This window comes from Kitasatospora sp. NPDC006697, assembly GCF_042869935.1.
GTDB lineage: Bacteria > Actinomycetota > Actinomycetes > Streptomycetales > Streptomycetaceae > Kitasatospora.
Map to the genome: position 1 here is coordinate 24,093 of NZ_JBIAGU010000016.1, position 17,832 is coordinate 41,924.

Genomic DNA, 17,832 nt, shown 5'->3' on the forward strand with positions numbered 1-17,832 from the left:
TGCTCGGGGGGGTACTTCAACTAAGGCGGTCGGCCTGGTCAGCGGGCCTGCCAGACCGGGTCGCGCTCCTCGACGAAGGCCCGCGGGCCTTCCTCCGCATCGGCGCTGTGCATCCGGCGCTCCTCCCAGGGGAATCGGGTCCGGAAGGCCTGCTGCAGGGGCATGGTGGCGGCCGCGGCGGCGGCCTCCTTGACGGCCCGGACGGCCAGCGGGGCGCAGCGCAGGATGTCCGCGACCCAGCCGGCCACGCACTCGTCCAGCTGCTCGGGTGGCACCACCTCGTTGACCAGGCCGAGTTCGTAGGCCCGGGCGGCGGTCATCGGGCGGCCGCTGATCAGGTGGCCGAGGGCGATCCGGGGCGGGGCCTGCCGGGTGAGCCGGAAGACGCCGCCGGCGCCGGCGATCAGGCCGAGCCTGGCCTCGGGCAGCGCGAAGGTGGCGGTGTCGGCGGCCACGATCACGTCGCAGGCGAGGGCGAGTTCGAAGCCGCCGCCGAAGGCGTGGCCGTTGACCCGGGCGATCACCGGCTTGGCCAGCTCGAACCGCTCGGTGAGCCGGGGGTAGCCGGGCTTGCCGTGGCTGCCGAAGGTGGCGGGGGTATTGCTGCCGTCGGCGATCCGGCCGGCCAGTTCCCTGAGGTCCTGGCCGGCCGAGAAGGCGTGCTCGCCGGCGCCGGTGAGCACGGCCAGCCACAGCTCGTCGTCGGCCTCGAAGTCGTCCCAGACGCACGCGAGTTCCTCGTGCATCCGCAGGTCCATGGCGTTGCGCCGGTCGGGCCGGTCGAGGGTGACGTGGGCGACCCGGCCGCGCTTCTCGTAGCGCACCCGGGTGAGGTCGGCGAGTTCCATGGCGTTCCTGACTCCTCGATACCTGGTACTTGACGATCCGTCAGTTCGCTTTGGTGAAGCGTCCGACCTTGCCGATCACGTCCGCGCTGTACAGCCGGAGCGCCTGCTGCATCGCGAACTCGGCCAGATAGGCCCGGTACTGCTCCGGCGGCTCCTCGGCGAGGTGGAGCATCCGGCGGTTGGCGACCACGGCGGGGCTGTCCAGCCGGGCCAGCGCCTCCTCCACCGCCTGGTCCATCCGGTCGGGTTCGACGGCCTCGTCGATCAGGTGCCGGGCGTCGGGCTCGGTGGCGTGCAGCCGGCGGCCCCAGAGGATCACCTGGCGGGCGGTGCGGCCGCCGGCCAGTCCGCCGAGCCGCAGGTTGCCCGCTCCCGGGACGATGCCCTCCTGGGCGGCGGGCAGGCTCACGAAGGAGTCGGTCGCGGCGATCACCCGGTCGAAGACCATGAGGAGTTGGGCGCCGCCGCCGATCGCGAAGGTGTCCACGGCGGCCACCCAGGGCTTCTCCACCACCGGCGTGTGCCAGGCGCCGGGGTGGTCCACCCGCAGGCCGCGCAGGATCTTGTTGAGGTAGCCGAGTTCGCGCCGCAGCAGGAAGTCCACCAGCGAGATCTCGCCGCTGTGCAGGCTCTTGAGGTTGATGCCGGCGCTGAACACCCGGCGGCCCCGGTAGCGCGGGTGGGTCATCTCGCCGCCGCGCAGCAGGCAGACCCGCACCTCGGGGTCGAGCAGCGCCAGGTCGACGGCGGTCTCCATGTCCTCGACCTGCCGGTTGTCCTCGGCGTTGAGGCAGTCGGTGCGGACCATGGTGATCCGGGCGGCCGCGCCGGTGCGGACCAGCGTGACGGAGCCCAGGTCGAGTTCGCCGGTGCGGCGGAACTCGTCCAGCAGGCCGAGGGCGCGCTCGGTGGGGCGGGCCATCGACTCGACCAGGTGGGTGCCGGCCACCGGGGAGCGCAGCACGGCCCGCAGGAAGAGGCCCTGGTCGATCTCCCGACCCTCCTTGGCGGCCTGCGGCCGGCCCCGCTCGGCGGCCAACTGCTCGGCGCCGGGCAGCAGTCCCGGCACCTCGGCGGCGGCCGCGGCGACCAGCTCGGGCAGCCGCAGCGCCCGGGTGCCGGAGGCGGTCAGCCGCCGGTACACGGCCTCCACGTGCAGGTGCAGGAACTCGGCGCGCAGGGTGCGGATTCCGTCGTGCACGGCGGTGGCGCGCTCGCGCTGCCCGTCGCCGCGCCCGGCGGGCTCGGGCAGCACGGCGAGTTCGGCCTCGGCGCGCTCGGCGGCCGCGGCGAGCGCCCGGCGGTCGGCGTCCAGGTCGCCACTGAGCCGCACCACCGCGCGGTCGCCTCCGGGCGCCGCGTCCCGCAGGCCGGTGCCGAGCGCCGCGTCCCGCAGGCCGGTGCCGGGTGCCGCGTCCCGGGAGCCGGTGCCGGGCGTCACGCCCCGACCTCCAGGGTGCCCTGGCGCAGCACCCGGTCGCAGGCGGCCAGGTGGCGGCCCAGCGCCTCCTCGAAGCTGGTGGTGCTGGCGTCCAGCATCAGCTGGCGCCGGATGCCGACGCCGCTGCCGCCGGCCGCCGCGAGCGCCCGGGCCGCCGCGGGCAGCACGGCGGCCGGGTCGTCGGCGAGCTGGTCCAGCAGGTGCAGCGCGAGGGCCTGGCCGGCCTCGATGGCGGTGCCGAAGAGCACGGCGCGCCGGGCGGCGGTGACGCCGGCCTGGTTGGTGAGCCGGTAGAGCGCCATGCCGGGCCAGACGCCGTCGACGGCGGCGGCGGGCAGCAGCCGGGTACCGGTGCCGCCGATCCGGTAGTCGGTGGCGAGCAGCACGTCCAGCGCGGTGCCGCCGACGGTGCCGGTGGCGAGGGCGACGGTGGGCCGCTCCAGGCGCTCCAGCCGGCGCACCGCGCGCTCCCACTTGTTGACCACGGCGAGCACGGGCGCGGCCGGACCGGCCGGCGCGCCGTTCAGCCGCAGCACCAGCGGCTCGGCCGGGTCGCCGCCGTGCGCGGCGTCCTCGGCGGCATCGCAGAACGCGTTGAGCGCCTGCACGGTGTCCAGGGTGAGCGGCCGGCTGCCGTCGAGGGTGAGCTGCTGCGGGGAGGAGGGCATGGTCGGTGCGCCTTCGTGCGTGGGGCGGGCGGAGGGTCCGGTCGGGCGGGCGGTCACCAGCGGGCCAGCGCGGTCTCGATGGTGGAGCCGGGGCCCATGGTCATCAGCACGGTGTGGTCGCCGGGGCGGGCCACCTGCTCCTCGAGCAGCCGCTGGTAGGAGAAGAGGAACGAGCCGCTGGACAGGTTGCCGTAGTCGCGCAGCACGCTGGTGGTGTGGCGGACGTCGTGCCGGGTCAGTCCGAGGTTGACGCCGACGGCGTCGATCACCTTCTTGCCGCCGGAGTGCACCAGCCACTGGGTGATGTCGCTGCGGCGCAGCCCGGTGCCCTCGAGGAGCCGGTCGACCACGAGTTCAGCGTGCGCGCCGACCACGTAGGGCACCTCGGGGTCGAGGTAGAAGCTGAACCGGTCCTGGTCGGAGTCCCAGTCGTAGCGCATCGCCTCGAGCGCGTCGGTGATGATGTAGCTGGCGAACTTGAGCAGTCGGGGCCCGCGGGCGGCGGGCAGCGGCAGCGCGGGCCGGCCGGCGAGCACGCCGAGGGCGGCGGCGCCGTCGCCGAAGAGGCTGTTCACCACCGAGGTGCGCATGGTGCCGTCGAAGACGTAGGCGGCGGAGCAGGCCTCCGCGCAGACCATGACGGCCAGTCGGCCCGGGTGGACGACGGCCCAGCCGTTGACGGCGTTCAGCGCGTTCAGCCCGGCGTTGCAGCCCATGCCGACCACGTCGAGGCGGCTGGTGTGCGGGTCGACGCCGAGTTCGCGGATGATCAGGGCGCTCAGGCCGGGGGTGAGGAACCCGGTGGTGGTGACGCAGCAGAGGTAGCCGATGTCGGCGAGGTCGGCGCCGCTCTCCTTCAGGCACTCCTGCACGGCGCGCACGCCCATGTCCACAGCCTGCGCCTTGTGCTTGGCGAGGAGTTCGCCCTGCACCTCCATCACCCGGGTGCCGTCGGGGCCTTCGGGCGGCAGGGTGAGGTAGCGGCGGTCGATGGCGCTGTTGAGGAAGACGGAGCGCACCCGCGGGTCCCGGATGCCGAAGATGTCCAGGATTTCCTGCTGCGAGTACGAATTCTCGGGGGTGGCGGTGCCGACCCCGACGATCCGGGCCTGGCCCGCGGGCGCACCGCCCGGGCGGTCGGCGAGGTCCGGGGACTCCGTAACGGAATTCGCGGGCGATCGGTTCAGTGTGGTCGTCATCGGTAGGTCCAGCCCCAGCTTCTCGGTTTGCTCCGCAGGAGCGGCGTGCAGGATTCCATCGGCCATTTCTCTCAGTCGGTGGGGCTCTCAGTCGGTGGGGCTCTCAATCGGTGGGACTCTCAATCGGTGGGACTCTCAATCGATGCGGCGGATGCAGTAACGGATGAACTCGGCCAGCCGGTTCAATGCCTCGTCGATTTCCTCCGGCTGGAGGTGGCTGAAGGAGAGCCGCATTACCGGGCGCGGCCGGGCGTCGGCGTAGAAGTGGTGCACGGGCGTCCAGAGCACCCGGAACTCCTCGGCGCACCGCTCCAGGAGCTCGTCACCGGCCGCGAACGGCACCCGGAGCAGCAGGAAGAAGCCGCCGGCCGGGGTGTTCCAGCCGATCCCCGGTTCTCCGGCGAACCGTTCGCGCAGCCCGTCCAGCACCTGGGACAGGTTGCGCGCGTAGACCTCGCGCTCGCGGGTGTTGGCGGCCCGCAGGCTGAAGTCGTTGGCGAGCAGCTTGCCGCCGATCACGGACTGGGCGATCGGCGAGGTGTTGACCGTCAGCATGCTCTTGAGCTTGGCGAGTTGGTCGGCGAGGACGCCGCCGGCCACCTCCTGATCGGCCAGCACGTAGCCGACCCGGGCCCCGGGCAGGCCGGTCTTGGCGAAGGAGCCCAGGTGGACGACGCGCGCCCGGCGGTCCAGCGCCTTCAGGGTGGGCGGCCCGCCGGGTGTGCCGAACAGGCCGTAGGGGTTGTCCTCGAGCAGCAGCAGGTCCTCGGCCTCGGCGAGTTCCAGCAGCTCACGGCGGGTTTCAAGGTCGAGCCGGACGCCGCTCGGGTTGGCGAAGTCGGGCACCAGGTAGCAGGCCCGCGGCGTCAGGCCCTCGGCCCGGGCCTGGGCCAACCGGGCCCGCAGGTCGGCCGGGTCGATGCCGCGCTCGGGCGACTCGGCGACCGGCAGCACCGGCATGTCGACCAGGCCGGCGGCCCCGTGCACGCCCACGTAGCAGGGTGCGACGGCCAGCAGCGCGTCCCGCTCGGTGCGGCGCAGCGCGCGCAGCACCAGGTAGAGCGCCTCCTGGCAGCCGACCGTGACGACCAGGTGTTCCGGGTCGGCGGTGATGCCCTCGTCCACCCGGAGGTGCTCGGCGATCAGCTCGTGGATGATGCCCTTGGTGCGGCCGTACTGCAGCAGGGTGCGCCGCACGGCGGTCTCGTCGCCGCCGTGACGGCCCATCAGGTACTGCCGGTGGAGCTGGAGGTAGCGCGGGACGTCGTCCAGGTCGAAGAAGCCCTCGAACGGGCGGCCGGCGGCCAGTGAAATGGCGTCCGGATACCGGTGGGCAATCTCGTTCAGGAAGTTCATCGATTCGCTGACCGGCGATGTCAGCGAATCGTGAAGATTCATCAGTTCAAGTTCCGTGACCGCATGCTGGGCGGCTCGGCCGTTCACCACGGTCGTCCTTCTTGCTGATTGCTCGGACTGTTCCGAGTTGTTCCGGGCTACTTCCGTCGGGTACTTCGCCGGCTGCAGGCTAACCACATCAGTGTTCGGATGACAACTGAACCCGAGTCAAAAGCACGCAATCCCGCGGGAAGCGTGACTATGAAGGGTGAATTCATCCTCCGTTTACACGTCGGAAGTCTGCTGTTCCGCCCGGCCGTCCAACCTCTGGACGTCGATTGCGACCCCGCGGCAATGCCGGCGGATCCCCCGGATCCCCTTGGCCCGCGCAGCGGTCGAACCGGAATTCGCCCGCCGCACGTATTCAATTGTTGATGGCGGGATTCTCGGCCGGGCCTTCGGCCCGGCAGCAGCCCTCCTGGAGAGGAACGCCCCATGACCAACCCGTTCGAGGACGCCGACGGCACCTACCTGGTGCTGGTCAACGACGAGAACCAGCACTCGCTCTGGCCGCAGTTCGCCGAGGTGCCGGCCGGCTGGACCACCGTGCACGGCCCCGCCGGCCGGCAGGACTGCCTGGACTACGTCGAGGCGAACTGGACCGACATGCGCCCGGCCAGCCTGATCCGCGCGATGTCCGCCGCCGACTGACGCGCCGGACGCGACCGGCCCGGCCGGCCAGCCCCGCTCCGCCTCCACCGCCCTCGCCACGACCGAGCATTGGGCCCGCGGGCCCGGAGAGTTGACCCAGCAACCATGCACGGCGATTCGAACGACGCGAACCACTACCGCCTCCGGTGCTCCGTCTGCGGGCAGCGGCGCGCCGACGACGGCCTCGCCCTCGGCTGCGGCGCGGAGCACGGGCCCGGCCTACTGCGCACCGAGTATCGGCAGGCCGGGCTGCGGCCCGACCCGGAGCAGAGCGGGGTGTTCCGCTACCGGCACTGGCTGCCGGTGCGCCGCACCCTGCCCGGCGCCGGTGGCAGCGCCGTCTTCCGCAGCGAGCGGCTGGCCGGCTCGCTCGGGCTGCGCGAGCTGTGGATCGCGTTCAACGGCTACTGGCCGGAGCGCGGCGGCGACCTGGAGACCGGCAGCTTCAAGGAGTTGGAGGCGGCCACCGTGCTGGGCCGGCTGCCCGAGGGCGCCGGGCCGCTGGTGGTCACCTCGGCGGGCAACACCGCGATCGCCTTCGCCGAGCTGTGCGCCCGGCACCGGGTGCCGGTGGTGCTCGTGGTGCCCGCCTCGGTGCTGCCCCGGCTGCGCACCCGGACCGGAGCCGACCCGCACGTCCGGGTGGTGGCCGTGACCGGCGACGCGGACGGCGGGTGCGCCGACTACGCCGACGCCATCGCGCTCGGCGACGCGATCGCGGCGCGGCCCGGCTTCGTCCCCGAGGGCGGCACCCGCAACGTCGGTCGGCGCGACGGCCTGGGCACCGTGCTGCTCGCGGCGGCGGAGGCGATCGGCGGGCTGCCGGCCGTCTACGCCCAGGCGATCGGCAGCGGGGCCGGGGCGATCGCCGCGCACGAGGCGGCCGTGCGGATTCGATGTCGCCGCCCCGGACCGCTGCCCCGGCTCTTCCTGGCGCAGAACGCCGCCTTCGCCCCCGTGCACCGGGCCTGGCGCACGGGCGAGCGCAGTTGGGAGACCGGCTGCGAGGAGGAGCAGCGGCTGGCCGCCGACCGCGCCTTCGCCCCCGAGCTCACCAACCGCCGCCCGCCCTACGACGTGCGCGGCGGCCTGTGCGACGCGCTCACCGAGAGCCGCGGCCGGCTCTACACCGCGGCGGCCTCCGCCGCCAAGGCCGCCATGGACGCGTTCCGCGAGTTGGAGGGCATCGACATCGAACCGCCCGCGGGCGTGGCGCTGGCCGCCCTGCGCGAGGCGGTCCGGGAGGACCGGATCGACCCCGCCGCCCCCGTGCTGCTCAACATCACCGGCGGCGGCCGGGCCCGGCTCGCACGCGACCACACCCTGACCGAGCTGCCCGCCGACCTGCGGGTGCCGCGCTCGGCGGTGCACCAGCCGGGGCGGGTGGCGGAGCTGGCGCAGGCGCTGACGGCGTTGCTGCCGCGGGCCGCGGTGCCGGTGGGATAACGGCATCATCACTTCCCTGCGCGGCCGGTGACCGCGCTGCCAGGCTGACCCCTCGCGAGACGTCCACACTCTCCCCCCGAGTCTCCCGAGGATCACCGTGCCGAAAACACTTCCCGTCCCGCCCGGCTGGGGTCAGCCGCAGCGACCGCCGGAGTCCCGGAAGGGGCTGAAGATCGCCGGGGTGGGGTGCGGGATACCCCTGCTGATGGTCCTGGTGCTGGCGGCGATCGGGTCCACGCAGAAGCCGCACGGGCAGGTGGCGGCGCACACGGCACCGGCGCACTCGGCCGCGCCCTCGGTTTCGGCGCCGCCCTCCTCGCCCGCTCCGCCGGCCGTCTCCCCGCCGCCCGTCTCCCCGCCGGCCGCCGCGGTGGCGCCGACACCGCCCGCCCCCGCTCCGTCCACGCCGCCGCCTGCCCCCGCGACGACGCCGGCCCCGCCGCCGACCCCGCCCGCGGCTCCCCCGGTGACGCACCCCGCCGCTCCCGCACCGGCGGCCGGCAGCCACCGGCCCGCCACCACCCCGCCCCCGCCGGCCCCCGCCACGCCTGCCACCCCGGCGGCACCCCCGGCGCCGGTGGACCAGACGCCCGCCGCTGCCGCCCCGCCCGCCGGAGTGATCATGGCACCGAGCGGCAACTACTACCGCGCGGGCGAGTTCTGCCCTGGCAAGGACGTCGGCCTCTCGACCGTCGACGCCCACGGCACCGCGATCTTCTGCAGCCTGGTCAGCGGCTACAACCGATGGCACTACTGACGCACTAGGCTGGCCCCATGTTCGTCAAGGTGTGCGGGGTCCGGACCCCCGGGGATGTGGCGGCCGCGGTCGAGGCGGGCGCGGACGCGATCGGCTTCGTGCTGACCGAGAGCGCCCGCCGGCTCGACCCCGCCGAGGCGCGCGAACTGGCCGCCGCCGTGCCCCCGGAGATCCTGACCGTCGCGGTCACCGCCGGTGTGCCCGCCGCGGAGGCGGGCCGCCTGGCGCTGGCCGCCGGGGTCCGGGCGCTGCAGCTGCACGGCGACTACCCGCGCGAGGCCTTCGACGAGCTGGCCGGCCTCCCGCTGCGCCTGCTCCGGGCCACCGCGCTCACCCCCGGGACGGACCTCGCCGTGGGCGCCTACGGCGAGGAGTTCCTGCTGCTCGACGCCCCGGTGGCCGGCTCCGGCGCCCGCTGGGACCTCTCCCTGCTCGACGGCCACCGCCCCACCGGCCCCTGGCTGCTGGCCGGCGGCCTCACCCCGGACAACGTGGCCGCGGCCGTCGCCGCCGCCGAGCCGTGGGGCGTGGACGTCTCCAGCGGCGTGGAGTCCTCGCGGGGCGTGAAGGACCACGCGCGGATCCATGCCTTCGTGGCGGCCGCCCGGTCTGCGGAGCAGCCCGCCCGCCACTGACCCGCGGCCGCCTTCGACGGGCCGCTCGCCGCAGCCCCTAACAGTCGACCGTGGCATCCGCGGCGATCTGCACCGTGTCGTGGTCCGGCTGCCCGGCGCGCCGGACCTCGGCGGCGTACCTTCCGCCGCGGTCGAACGGCACCGGGGACCAGTAGAACGTCCGGGTCTCTCCGCCGACTTGGACGTCCATGATCCGGTGGGCCGCCAGCCGACCCTGCCCGCAGGACAGTCCGTCCACGGTCTCACCGCTGGCGAAGAAGACGACGCCGTAGGCACCGGGGTTCCCCCGCTGCCGCCCCGAACCCCGCGATGCCCTGGACCTTCCGCTGCTTCTCCTGCTCCCCCTGTCGTACACAATCGTTCGTATAGCCGTTCGATTTTCACTGACCTTCTACGGCATGAGCACCATACCTGCGTGGAAGAACTCCCGTGCGGATCAGGCTCATTGGTCCGCCGAGTTCTCTCGTGTCATGAACCGCATCAGCAGTGGAAGGAATCCCCATGAAGCGCCAGTTCGTCGCGCTCGCGGCCGCCGCCGCCCTCTCCCTCGCCGGAACCGCCACGCTCGTCGTCACCCAGGCCTCCGCCGCCGACGTCCACCCGGGCGCGGTCGCGGACAGCGACGGCGACCGCCTGCCGCCGTTCGCCGGGCATGCGTACCTGGTGACAGTGGACACAGGCGCCGTGTACCGCAACACCTTCTCGGCGGACGGCACCTTCGTCACCGGCCTCACGGTCAAGGGCGCCGAGCCCGGCAGAACGTTCACCGCGCCCGACCAGGCCGTGCGGACCGGCTCCCGGTACTTCATCTCCTGGATCGAGCCCGGCGATGTGACGGTCAGCCAGGTCGTCGACTTCAAGAAGGGTGACGTGGAGTTCTACGTGACCTCGACGGACAGCACCGGCACCCGGTCGGGCTCGCTGTTCCACGCGACGCTCCAGCAGGTCTCGTAACGCAGGAGCGCGTCCGGACCGCCGCTCGATCCGAGCGGCGGTCCGGACGGCGGCCCGGCAGGAGTGCCCGAGCGGGTGGCCGCTACCCCCCGTACCGCAGCCGCAACTGACGCTCCGCCAGCTCCGGCCGCGGCTCGTGCCCGAAGAACCGGTCGAGCAGCAGCTCCAGCGTCGCCGTCTCCGCCGCATCCGTCCCCCGCCGGTACACCGCCCGGTTCGACTCCACCCACGCGGCGCCCGCATCCAGCCGCAGCTCGAAGATCCGCTCTCCGCTCGCCCGGCTCACCACCAACCGCTCCCCCTCGCAGCGCGCCTGCCACTTCGCGTCCCCCGCGCCGTCCCGCACCCGCTGCAACTGGCCCGGCGTCCACCGCAGCTCGGGCACCGGCAGCTCGCGCGCCTGCACGAACGGCCGCGCCGCCACCCCGCCGGCCGGCCCGCTCGCCAGCCACTGCGGCAACACCTCCGTCGCCGCCCGCCACTGCTCGGGTATCCCCGCCGCACCCACCCGGGCCCCCAGGATCCCGCCGACGATCGCGCAGGTGGTGTCCACGTCGCCGCCCGCCGAGGCGGTGTCCCAGAGCGCGGCGGCGTAGTCGTCCAGGTTACGCGCCGCGCACCACAGCGTGAACGGCACGGTGTCGATCGCGCTCACCAGCCGCCCGTTGCCCAACCGGTGTGCCGCCAGCTCCACATACGGCTGATCCAGCAGCTCCAGCGCCTCCGCCACCCCGTCCCGCACCTTGCTCTGCGGCGTCAACTCGACTGCTGCCTCGATCATCTGATGCCCACTCACCGCGTCGCGCACCACCGCCGCCGCCACCGCGACGGCCACCGCGCCCGCCACCGCCTCCGGATGCGTGTGCGTGGCCCGCGCCGAGCGCGCCGCCTGCCAGGCCGCCTCCGCCGGGTCCACCGCGAACCAGGCGCCCAGCGGGGCGACCCGCATCGCGGCGCCGTTGCCCCAGGAGCCCTGGCCGTCGAACAGGCCCTCGGCCAGGTCGCGCCACCAGCCGCCCTTGCGCACCCCGTGCAGCAGCACCAGCATCGCCGCGCCGTAACCCCGGCCGTAGTCCTGCTGTTCGGCGAAGCGGCCCGCCAGTTTCCCCGGGTCCACCGACCCGTCCTCGCGCAGCACGGACAGCACCGAGCAGGCCATCTCGGTGTCGTCGGTCCAGGGCCAGGGCCCGTCGGGGAGGCGGCGCTCACGCAGGGCGGGCAGGTTCTCGGGGACGAAGAACTGGGCGCCGAAGGCGTCGCCGACGGCGAGGCCGAGGAGGGAGTCGGTGGCCGCGATCCGGTGGTCAGCGGCTGAAGAAGAGGTCGACGGGAACAAGTGCTCGGTCATTGGGCCCCATCATGCCCGGTATTCGACGACGCGTCACCACTGAATCGATCCCTCCACTCGCGTCACACCTGTATGACTTTCAGTGGCCCCCTGTGCTCGGACAGTCACCCCACCTGGACTCCATTTGCCCGGAACCACCCTGTCCAGGCCCTATGTTCATGCCTGAACCGTCCATCTCCGAGCCGCTGCTCGGCTGCTGGTCGCGGCGCCGAGCGAGCTGAGCCAGTCAGCCGGCCGGGCCGGGTCCGCCGCAGCGGTGTGGACCCGGCCCGCCCCGTGCCTCAACGCCCGGCGGTGGCCGCCGGGACGGCCTCGGCCGGTACGCCGCCGCCGGTGGAGCGGGCGGGCGCGGTGGCCAGCAGCAGCACGGTGACCACCAGGATCACCGTCACGCCGGCGAGTTCGAGCAGCACGGTGCGCCCCGGCGCCCGGCTGCCGCGGGCCAACCGCCGCCGGGTCACCGCGGCGGCGGCCAGCACGGCGAGCAACAGTGCGGCCTTGACGATCAGCAGCCGGCCGTAGGAGGTGCCGGTCAGGGCGGCGGCGCTGCTGACCTCGCGGAAGGCCTGGTAGAGCCCGGTGGCGGCGAGCAGCAGCACCGAGCCCGCCGCCAGCCGGGAGAACCGCTGGGCGGTGGCGGCCAGTTCGACCCCGCGCCGGTGCAGCACCGCGAGGGCGAGCAGGCCGCCCGCCCAGACGGCCATCGCGGCCACGTGCAGGGTGGTGACCAGGAGGGCCAGCGGCACCAGTGAGCCGCCCGCCGCATGGCTGGTCTCGGCCCAGGTGAGCGCCAGCAGCAGGGTGAGCACGGCAGCGGAGGCGGTGGCCGCCGGGCCGCGGCGCAGCAGCGGGCCGCTGACGGCCGCGACCAGCGCGAGCAGCAGGATCCGGGCGACCAGCATCTGCCCCTGGTGGCTGGAGAGCGTCGCGGAGAGCAGCGACCGGTCGGCCAGGTGGGCCAGGGACTGCCCCTCACTGGCGGGCCCGTAGGCGAAGAGCTGCAGCACCGTGCCGGCCAGCAGCGCCGTCCACCCGGCCGAGGCGGGCCGGCGCAGCCCCTCGGCGGCGGGTTCGGCGTCGGCGGGCAGGCAGTACAGCCGCACGGCGGCGCAGCCGACCAGGGCCGCGAGTCCGGCCAGGCCGAGCCAGACGGCCAGGTCCTGCGCGGCGTCGGTGAGTCGGTCGCGGTTGCCGGAGCCGGCCAGGGCGGCGTTGCGGCTCGGCGCGCCGACCGAGAAGACCACGGCGCCGGCGGTGGTGTGGCCGTCGTCGGCGGCGGTGACCCGCCAGTCGACCACATAGCTGCCCTGCTGCCCGTCGGGGTCGAGCGGCACGGTGAGGGTGGTGCCGGCGGCCTGCGGGGGGCCGCTGTCCACCCGGTGGCCGTTGGGGGCGATCACCCGGATGCTGCTGAGCCGGAGGGTGACCTCCTCGCTGAAGACCAGCTTCACCTGGCGGGGTGCGGTGGCGAGCACGGCGCCGTCGGAGGGGGTGGCGGAGAGGAGTCCGGCGTGCGCGGCGGCGGGGCTCGTGCCCAGGCCGAGCAGCAGTCCGGCGGCGAGCAGGCCGGTGAGCAGCAGGCGGCGCAGCGCGGAAAGGAGCGAATGGCGGGGGTGGTGGAGGTGGTTCAGTGGCATGAGCCGGCGGCCTGTCTCTGCTGGACGAGCTGGTCGACGCCCGTGCGGTAGGCGGCGAGTGCGGTGGCGTCGGGGGTGAAGCGCCACTTGCCCTGCTGGTAGGCCAGGGTGTTGCTGCCGGTGTCGGCGCCGTGGTGCCAGTCGACCCGCACGGTGTCCTGGTCCAGCTTGGTGCTCTTGTCGATCACGTACGGAATCCCGACGGCGGGCTTGCACTCGGTGTTGAGCTTGGCGAAGTCGTTGCCGCTGATGGCCTGTTGGCTCGTGGCGTCCCAGAGCGACCAGGCCTGGATCCAGCCGCCGCCGGCGAGCAGGCCGAACTCCTGGCGGGCGACGGCCTCGGCCTGGAAGGTCTGCGGCATCGGCGGGGTGGTGGGCGCGCTGGCCGTGCTCCCGGCGGAGCCGCAGCCGGCAAGCAACGCGGCGGCGGAGACGGCGGCGAGGGTGAGTGCGGCGCGTGGCAGCAGCGGAGGCATCGGTGCCTCCCTTCCTGTCCTGGTCGGGTCGTTCGGAGTGCCCGGGGGTGGGCAGGGCCGGGCCCGGGGCGGAGGTCCGCTGGGAACTCCCGCTCCGGGCCCGGCCCGTGGAGCCGAACCGGGATCAGTTGGTCAGGCGGTTGGTGCCGTAGTGCTGGACCAGGGCCTGGTTGGCGGCCAGGTCCAGGTCGGCGGTGAACTTCAGCGAGTCGCGGATCTGGGTGAGGTTGATCGCCGAGCTCGGGATGCCGCCGAGGCTGTAGGTGAAGGACTGGCCGGGCGCCACCTGACGCTGCGCCAGCGGCACGTCGTGGAAGTCGATCCGGGCGATGTAGAAGGACGTTCCGTCGCCGCGGGGCACCTCGAGGTAGTCCTGCTGCGGGTGGCCGTACTGCTGGGTGGCGGTGTAGCCGTGGTTGTCCGAGCCGGACGGCGCGCGGAAGACCAGCACGGCGCAGTCGGTGGAGAGCGTCTGGCTGCTGGTGTTGGTGAAGACGAAGTTCCAGTTGCCGTAGTACTGGTTGCCGCTGAAGTTGACGGACTCGGAGAGACCGACGTTGCTGGTGAACTGGGTGGTCACCGGCTCGCTGAGCACCGGGTTGGCGCCGCTCAGCGGGTAGTTGACGCCGTTGGCGCAGCGCTCCAGCGGGGCGCTGTACTGCGAGGGGGCGCCGGTGGGAACGGCCTGGGTGTAGGTCGACGGGCCGGCGCTGACCGCGCTGGTGCTGTTGGCGTCGGCGTTGGCCGGGCTGCCGCCGGCGAAGGCCGCGATGCCGGTGAGCAGGAGAACGGTGCCGAGCGCGGCGCCGAGCCCCTTCTTGGCGGACTGGTTCTGCATGGGGGACGATCCCTTCGGGTCGCGAAGCCTTTGGACGGCCCCCGACGGTGGTGCCATGTACCGGAAGGCATGCCGGAGTTGCGGTGCAGGCTGCGCCGCCGCTCGGAACTGCCTTGCTGCGCGCCGGCTCGGAGCAGTGGGGGAACGCGGAGACGGTGCGACTCAGGACACCCCGCAGAGGGACCGCCTGTACGGTTGCACCCACCGGATGCACGAGTCAAGGGTCTGAACCTTTCAGGTCTAGTCCATTGGGTCTAGACCTCTCTCGGGACGCATGCAGCTCACCAGGGAAACCTCGCTTCCGGACAAGTTCCTTAGGGATTCCATAACTTGGACTGAAATCCATCGAGGATCAATCGGCGGCCCGGACAGCTGACGGTCCGTCGGATTGCGCAAGTGTGCCGCACACCGGCTCCATGGCGGACGCCCCCCCCCCCCCCGGAGATCACGTCCGCCCATCGAGACGGGGCCCGGCGGCATTTCGGACAGATCTGCGCAGTACTGCCCTGCCCCACCCGGAACAGGCACTGGTGGGCATGGGCCACAAACCGGTGAACAAGCGGTAATGCCCACCAGTGATCGGACGATATCGGCCGTTCTCCCCAGGCGCACTGCCGTCGCTCCACCGGAACGGCGACGATCGACGGCAACGATCGCGCCCCTTGTCCACCCCTGGCCCGGTCGACCTGTTGGCCGTTCGAGCTGATGGAGAAAGTCAGTGACCCGAATCGGATCCTCCCCCGTCGTGATCGAGAACCCGTCGATCCAGTTCTCCAGCGCGCCGCAGCGGGCGCCGCTGCACCACCTGGGCGAGCCTTCGCTGCGCCTCTCGGCCTCCGGCCGCCGCCGGCGCGCCAACGGCGAGCCGCCCCGGGTGCTGCTGGTGGTGCCCTCCTACACCCGGGTGGTCGAACCCGCGCCGGCCGGCAGCCGGTTCCAGGAACTGGGCCTGGACACCTTCGAGGTGATGAAGCGGGCCGGCACCCCGATCGGGCTGCTGCGGATCGCCACCAACGCCATCCTGGCCGGCTACCGGGTGAAGATCGTCGACTCGCCGTTCGCCGGCTGGGAGCAGGAGCGCACCCTGGTCCACCTGGGCGGCGGCTCCCGGCTGGTCCGCTACGGCCTGGAGGACGGCGAACTACGCACCATCATCGAGGAGTTCGAGCCCGACGTGGTCGGCATCCAGTGCATCTACACGGTGCAGTGGGGCAACGCCCGGGCGCTGGCCGACCTGGTCAAGGAGATCGACCCGGGCATCGTCACCGTCACCGGCGGCTCGCACCCCAGCGGCGACTGGCGGTTCGCGGTGCCGGACTCGCCGTTCGACCAGGTGGTGATCAACGAGGCCGACCAGACCTTCACCGCCCTGCTGGAGGCGCTCACCCAGCCGGACGGCGACCTGGACGCCGTCCCCGGGGTCGCCTACCGCCGGGCCGACGGCGCCATCGTCCGCACCACGGCGGCCTCCCCGTACATGCGCATCCTGCCCAAGCGCCAGGGCCTGGAGCAGCGCCTGGGCATGATGCCGCTGCCCGACTTCGGCCTGCTCGACCTCAGCCAGTACCAGCAGCCCTACCACTCCTCCGGCAAGCGGGTGCGCGGCCACGGCGCCTGGGCGCAGATCTTCTCCACCATCGGCTGCAACGTCGGCTGCGACTTCTGCTACATCCCGATGGTCAACGGCCCCTGGCGGGCGCTCGGCACCGACTGGTTCGACCTGCACCTGGCCGAGATCACCAAGCAGGGCGTCACCGAAGTGCTGATCGAGGACGACCACTTGATGCACGACCCGCGGTACGCGATGGAGGTCTTCAAGCTGCTGCGCAAGCACGACCTGCCCTGGGTCGAGGAGGGCGGGCTGAGCCTGTTCAACCTGGTGCTGCTGCACCTGGGCCGCTCGTTCGCCGCCCAGATGGACGAGCGGGAGCGCCGCAACCCCAACTTCCGCAACGTGCTGGCCGCGATGGAGTCCGGCCTGACCTGCCGGGAGCTGATCAAGGCCATGGCCGACGGCGGCTGCTACAGCGTCTACCTGGCCGTGGAGAGCGCCAACGAGGACAGCCTGGAGCAGAGCGGCAAGCCCCGGCTGAACACCTTCCAGCAGGCCACCGCCGAGATCGTGGAGATGTTCACCGAGTACGGCATCCAGGTCACCGGCGGCTTCATGCTCGGCTTCGTCAACCCGCCCGACCGGCCCGGCGCCGCGCCCTACATCGAGTCGCTGGAGCAGATCGAGAAGACCATCGACTACGCCGTCACCCTGATGGGCCACGGCATGGCCTACGCCAACCCGTTCATCGTCACTCCGCTGCCCGGCACCAGGATGTGGGACTTCCAGAAGGACTACGTGGTGCGGCACTACGACAACGGCTGGTCGCACGAGAAGGCGACCATGGCCACCGAGAAGTGGAGCGCGCAGGACATCGAGCGGATGCGGCTGGAGCTGCTGGTCCGGGCGAACGGGGCCGAGCGGGTCACCGAGATGGTCCGGCGCGGGACCTGGCCGGTGGACGCCTGAGCCCCGTCACCGGCGGCGGGCCGCGCGCAGCGCGTCCGTCGAGGCGAGCAGCGCGCCGCCGGTGATCAGCGCGCAGGCGGCCGCCGTGGCCCAGCTCGCGGCGGCCCGCCCGGCCAGCACCAGCAGCGCGGTGGAGAGCAGCGGCGCGAAGTACGAGAGGGTGCCCAGCAGTCGCAGGTCGCCGTGCTTGGTGCCGTGGTCCCAGGCGTAGAAGGCGCCGCCGACCGGCCCGAGGCCGAGCGCGAGCACGGCGAGCCACTGCCAGCCGTGCGGCCAGACGGTGTGCTCGAAGCAGAGGTGGCAGAGGGCGGCCAGGCCGGCGGTGGCCAGGCAGAAGAAGGCCACCGCGTCGGTCGGCACCTCCGGGTAGCGGCGGTTGGCCACCGAGTAGGCCGACCAGACCACCGCGCACACCCCGGCGGCCGCGTAGCCGAGCGCGAACTGGCCCTGGAAGCGCACCCCTTGCCCACCGGTGACGAGCAGGAAGGTGCCGCCGAGGCCGAGCAGCGCGCCCGCCGCGTGCCACCAGCGCAGCCGCTCGCCGGGAAGCAGCGCGGAGAACAGCACGATCAGCAGCGGCCACAGGTAGGCGATCAGGCCGGCCTGCACGGCCGGGGCGTGGCGCAGCGCGAGGAAGTAGCAGAAGTGGTAGCCGAAGAGGCCGCCGATGCCCAGCACCCAGGCGCCGGCGGGCAGCCGGCGCCAACTCGCCCCGCCGGTCGGCCGCCCGCCGCGCAGCGCCCGCGGCAGGCCGATCAGCCCGCCGATCGCGAAGGCGAGCGCGATCAGCTGGAACGGCGGCACGTGGCCGCTGAGCGTGGTGAAGAGGGCGAGCGCCGCCCAGAGCAGCACCGCCAGCGCGCCCACCCCGCTGGCCCGCAGCCGCCCGGCCGCCCCGCCGCTCGCGGTGGCGTGCACCGCCTCGATCTGACTGGTCGCCTGCATCCGATCCGTCGTCCCCATCCTCGGTAGCCCCTCGGTCAGGGGCCGCACTGCGGCCACAATGACGTGCCCCCTT

General features: G+C 73.2%; 18 protein-coding genes. 6 read left to right on the plus strand and 12 right to left on the minus strand.

Features of this window, described 5'->3' with window-relative positions:
• Positions 1-38 precede the first annotated feature (38 nt).
• The 5 genes from dpgD to ACFYNO_RS22315 all read right to left on the minus strand — a co-directional run bounded on the left by dpgD (position 39) and on the right by ACFYNO_RS22315 (position 5,554).
• On the minus strand, positions 39-848 hold the full coding sequence (gene dpgD / locus ACFYNO_RS22295; RefSeq protein WP_388014999.1) for an enoyl-CoA-hydratase DpgD: 810 nt from the start codon (positions 846-848) through the stop codon (positions 39-41).
• A gap of 40 nt (positions 849-888) precedes the next feature.
• Positions 889-2,184 carry a (3,5-dihydroxyphenyl)acetyl-CoA 1,2-dioxygenase DpgC gene (dpgC, locus tag ACFYNO_RS22300; protein WP_388015433.1) on the minus strand — a complete coding sequence of 432 codons (1,296 nt, stop codon included), beginning with the start codon at positions 2,182-2,184 and terminating at the stop codon, positions 889-891.
• Positions 2,185-2,285: 101 nt separating this feature from the next.
• Positions 2,286-2,957: an enoyl-CoA-hydratase DpgB gene (gene dpgB, locus ACFYNO_RS22305; RefSeq protein WP_388015002.1), complete on the minus strand. Its 672-nt coding sequence runs from the start codon at positions 2,955-2,957 to the stop codon at positions 2,286-2,288.
• A 53-nt stretch (positions 2,958-3,010) separates the two neighbouring features.
• On the minus strand, positions 3,011-4,156 hold the full coding sequence (gene dpgA / locus ACFYNO_RS22310; protein ID WP_388015005.1) for a 3,5-dihydroxyphenylacetyl-CoA synthase DpgA: 1,146 nt from the start codon (positions 4,154-4,156) through the stop codon (positions 3,011-3,013).
• Positions 4,157-4,291: 135 nt separating this feature from the next.
• Positions 4,292-5,554, minus strand: coding sequence for an aminotransferase class I/II-fold pyridoxal phosphate-dependent enzyme (locus ACFYNO_RS22315; protein WP_388015008.1), 1,263 nt, complete (start codon positions 5,552-5,554; stop codon positions 4,292-4,294).
• A 432-nt stretch (positions 5,555-5,986) separates the two neighbouring features.
• Here ACFYNO_RS22315 and ACFYNO_RS22320 point away from each other — a divergent pair, with 432 nt between their 5' ends.
• Both ACFYNO_RS22320 and ACFYNO_RS22325 read left to right on the plus strand, forming a co-directional pair.
• Positions 5,987-6,202 carry an MbtH family protein gene (locus tag ACFYNO_RS22320; RefSeq protein WP_388015011.1) on the plus strand — a complete coding sequence of 72 codons (216 nt, stop codon included), beginning with the start codon at positions 5,987-5,989 and terminating at the stop codon, positions 6,200-6,202.
• A gap of 105 nt (positions 6,203-6,307) precedes the next feature.
• Entirely contained in the window at positions 6,308-7,648 is a 1,341-nt protein-coding gene (locus ACFYNO_RS22325; protein WP_388015014.1) for a cysteate synthase, read from the plus strand.
• A 132-nt stretch (positions 7,649-7,780) separates the two neighbouring features.
• Here ACFYNO_RS22325 and ACFYNO_RS22330 read toward each other — a convergent pair whose 3' ends face one another.
• Positions 7,781-8,272, minus strand: a complete 492-nt coding sequence (locus ACFYNO_RS22330) for a hypothetical protein (RefSeq protein WP_388015017.1) — start codon at positions 8,270-8,272, stop codon at positions 7,781-7,783.
• Here ACFYNO_RS22330 and ACFYNO_RS22335 point away from each other — a divergent pair.
• Positions 8,271-8,405, plus strand: coding sequence for a hypothetical protein (locus tag ACFYNO_RS22335; protein WP_388015020.1), 135 nt, complete (start codon positions 8,271-8,273; stop codon positions 8,403-8,405). The genes ACFYNO_RS22330 and ACFYNO_RS22335 overlap by 2 nt on opposite strands.
• A gap of 17 nt (positions 8,406-8,422) precedes the next feature.
• The gene (locus ACFYNO_RS22340) at positions 8,423-9,040 is read left to right on the plus strand and encodes a phosphoribosylanthranilate isomerase (RefSeq protein ID WP_388015023.1); all 618 of its coding nucleotides are present in this window, start codon (positions 8,423-8,425) and stop codon (positions 9,038-9,040) included.
• A gap of 37 nt (positions 9,041-9,077) precedes the next feature.
• Here ACFYNO_RS22340 and ACFYNO_RS22345 read toward each other — a convergent pair whose 3' ends face one another.
• A complete protein-coding gene (locus ACFYNO_RS22345; RefSeq protein WP_388015026.1) occupies positions 9,078-9,278 on the minus strand; it encodes a hypothetical protein in 201 nt (66 codons plus the stop codon).
• A gap of 263 nt (positions 9,279-9,541) precedes the next feature.
• On the opposite strand from ACFYNO_RS22345, the gene ACFYNO_RS22350 reads away from it, so the two are divergent.
• The gene (locus ACFYNO_RS22350; protein ID WP_388015029.1) at positions 9,542-9,994 is read left to right on the plus strand and encodes a hypothetical protein; all 453 of its coding nucleotides are present in this window, start codon (positions 9,542-9,544) and stop codon (positions 9,992-9,994) included.
• A gap of 82 nt (positions 9,995-10,076) precedes the next feature.
• Here the strand turns inward: ACFYNO_RS22350 and ACFYNO_RS22355 are convergent, their stop codons facing one another.
• The 4 genes from ACFYNO_RS22355 to ACFYNO_RS22370 form a co-directional block, all read right to left on the minus strand.
• Positions 10,077-11,342 carry an ADP-ribosylglycohydrolase family protein gene (locus ACFYNO_RS22355; protein ID WP_388015032.1) on the minus strand — a complete coding sequence of 422 codons (1,266 nt, stop codon included), beginning with the start codon at positions 11,340-11,342 and terminating at the stop codon, positions 10,077-10,079.
• Between the two features lie 281 nt (positions 11,343-11,623).
• Complete coding sequence (locus ACFYNO_RS22360) at positions 11,624-12,979, minus strand: copper resistance CopC/CopD family protein (RefSeq protein WP_388015035.1); 1,356 nt, start codon at positions 12,977-12,979, stop codon at positions 11,624-11,626.
• Entirely contained in the window at positions 12,970-13,455 is a 486-nt protein-coding gene (locus tag ACFYNO_RS22365; RefSeq protein WP_388015038.1) for a hypothetical protein, read from the minus strand. The genes ACFYNO_RS22360 and ACFYNO_RS22365 overlap by 10 nt, the downstream gene beginning before the upstream one ends.
• 124 nt (positions 13,456-13,579) lie before the next feature.
• Positions 13,580-14,293, minus strand: coding sequence for a hypothetical protein (locus tag ACFYNO_RS22370; protein WP_388015041.1), 714 nt, complete (start codon positions 14,291-14,293; stop codon positions 13,580-13,582).
• A gap of 718 nt (positions 14,294-15,011) precedes the next feature.
• On the opposite strand from ACFYNO_RS22370, the gene ACFYNO_RS22375 reads away from it, so the two are divergent.
• Complete coding sequence (locus ACFYNO_RS22375) at positions 15,012-16,814, plus strand: B12-binding domain-containing radical SAM protein (protein WP_388015044.1); 1,803 nt, start codon at positions 15,012-15,014, stop codon at positions 16,812-16,814.
• A gap of 6 nt (positions 16,815-16,820) precedes the next feature.
• Here ACFYNO_RS22375 and ACFYNO_RS22380 read toward each other — a convergent pair whose 3' ends face one another.
• Entirely contained in the window at positions 16,821-17,759 is a 939-nt protein-coding gene (locus tag ACFYNO_RS22380; protein ID WP_388015047.1) for a DMT family transporter, read from the minus strand.
• Between the last annotated feature and the right edge of the window lie 73 nt (positions 17,760-17,832).

Coding starts and splice junctions, on each gene's coding strand:
- dpgD (WP_388014999.1), bottom strand. CDS start 848: ATGGAACTCGCCGACCTCACCCGGGTGCGCTACGAGAAGCGCGGCCGG.
- dpgB (WP_388015002.1), bottom strand. CDS start 2,957: ATGCCCTCCTCCCCGCAGCAGCTCACCCTCGACGGCAGCCGGCCGCTC.
- dpgA (WP_388015005.1), bottom strand. CDS start 4,156: ATGACGACCACACTGAACCGATCGCCCGCGAATTCCGTTACGGAGTCC.
- ACFYNO_RS22315 (WP_388015008.1), bottom strand. CDS start 5,554: ATGAATCTTCACGATTCGCTGACATCGCCGGTCAGCGAATCGATGAAC.
- ACFYNO_RS22320 (WP_388015011.1), top strand. CDS start 5,987: ATGACCAACCCGTTCGAGGACGCCGACGGCACCTACCTGGTGCTGGTC.
- ACFYNO_RS22325 (WP_388015014.1), top strand. CDS start 6,308: ATGCACGGCGATTCGAACGACGCGAACCACTACCGCCTCCGGTGCTCC.
- ACFYNO_RS22335 (WP_388015020.1), top strand. CDS start 8,271: ATGGCACCGAGCGGCAACTACTACCGCGCGGGCGAGTTCTGCCCTGGC.
- ACFYNO_RS22330 (WP_388015017.1), bottom strand. CDS start 8,272: ATGATCACTCCGGCGGGCGGGGCGGCAGCGGCGGGCGTCTGGTCCACC.
- ACFYNO_RS22340 (WP_388015023.1), top strand. CDS start 8,423: ATGTTCGTCAAGGTGTGCGGGGTCCGGACCCCCGGGGATGTGGCGGCC.
- ACFYNO_RS22350 (WP_388015029.1), top strand. CDS start 9,542: ATGAAGCGCCAGTTCGTCGCGCTCGCGGCCGCCGCCGCCCTCTCCCTC.
- ACFYNO_RS22355 (WP_388015032.1), bottom strand. CDS start 11,342: ATGACCGAGCACTTGTTCCCGTCGACCTCTTCTTCAGCCGCTGACCAC.
- ACFYNO_RS22360 (WP_388015035.1), bottom strand. CDS start 12,979: ATGCCACTGAACCACCTCCACCACCCCCGCCATTCGCTCCTTTCCGCG.
- ACFYNO_RS22365 (WP_388015038.1), bottom strand. CDS start 13,455: ATGCCTCCGCTGCTGCCACGCGCCGCACTCACCCTCGCCGCCGTCTCC.
- ACFYNO_RS22370 (WP_388015041.1), bottom strand. CDS start 14,293: ATGCAGAACCAGTCCGCCAAGAAGGGGCTCGGCGCCGCGCTCGGCACC.
- ACFYNO_RS22380 (WP_388015047.1), bottom strand. CDS start 17,759: ATGCAGGCGACCAGTCAGATCGAGGCGGTGCACGCCACCGCGAGCGGC.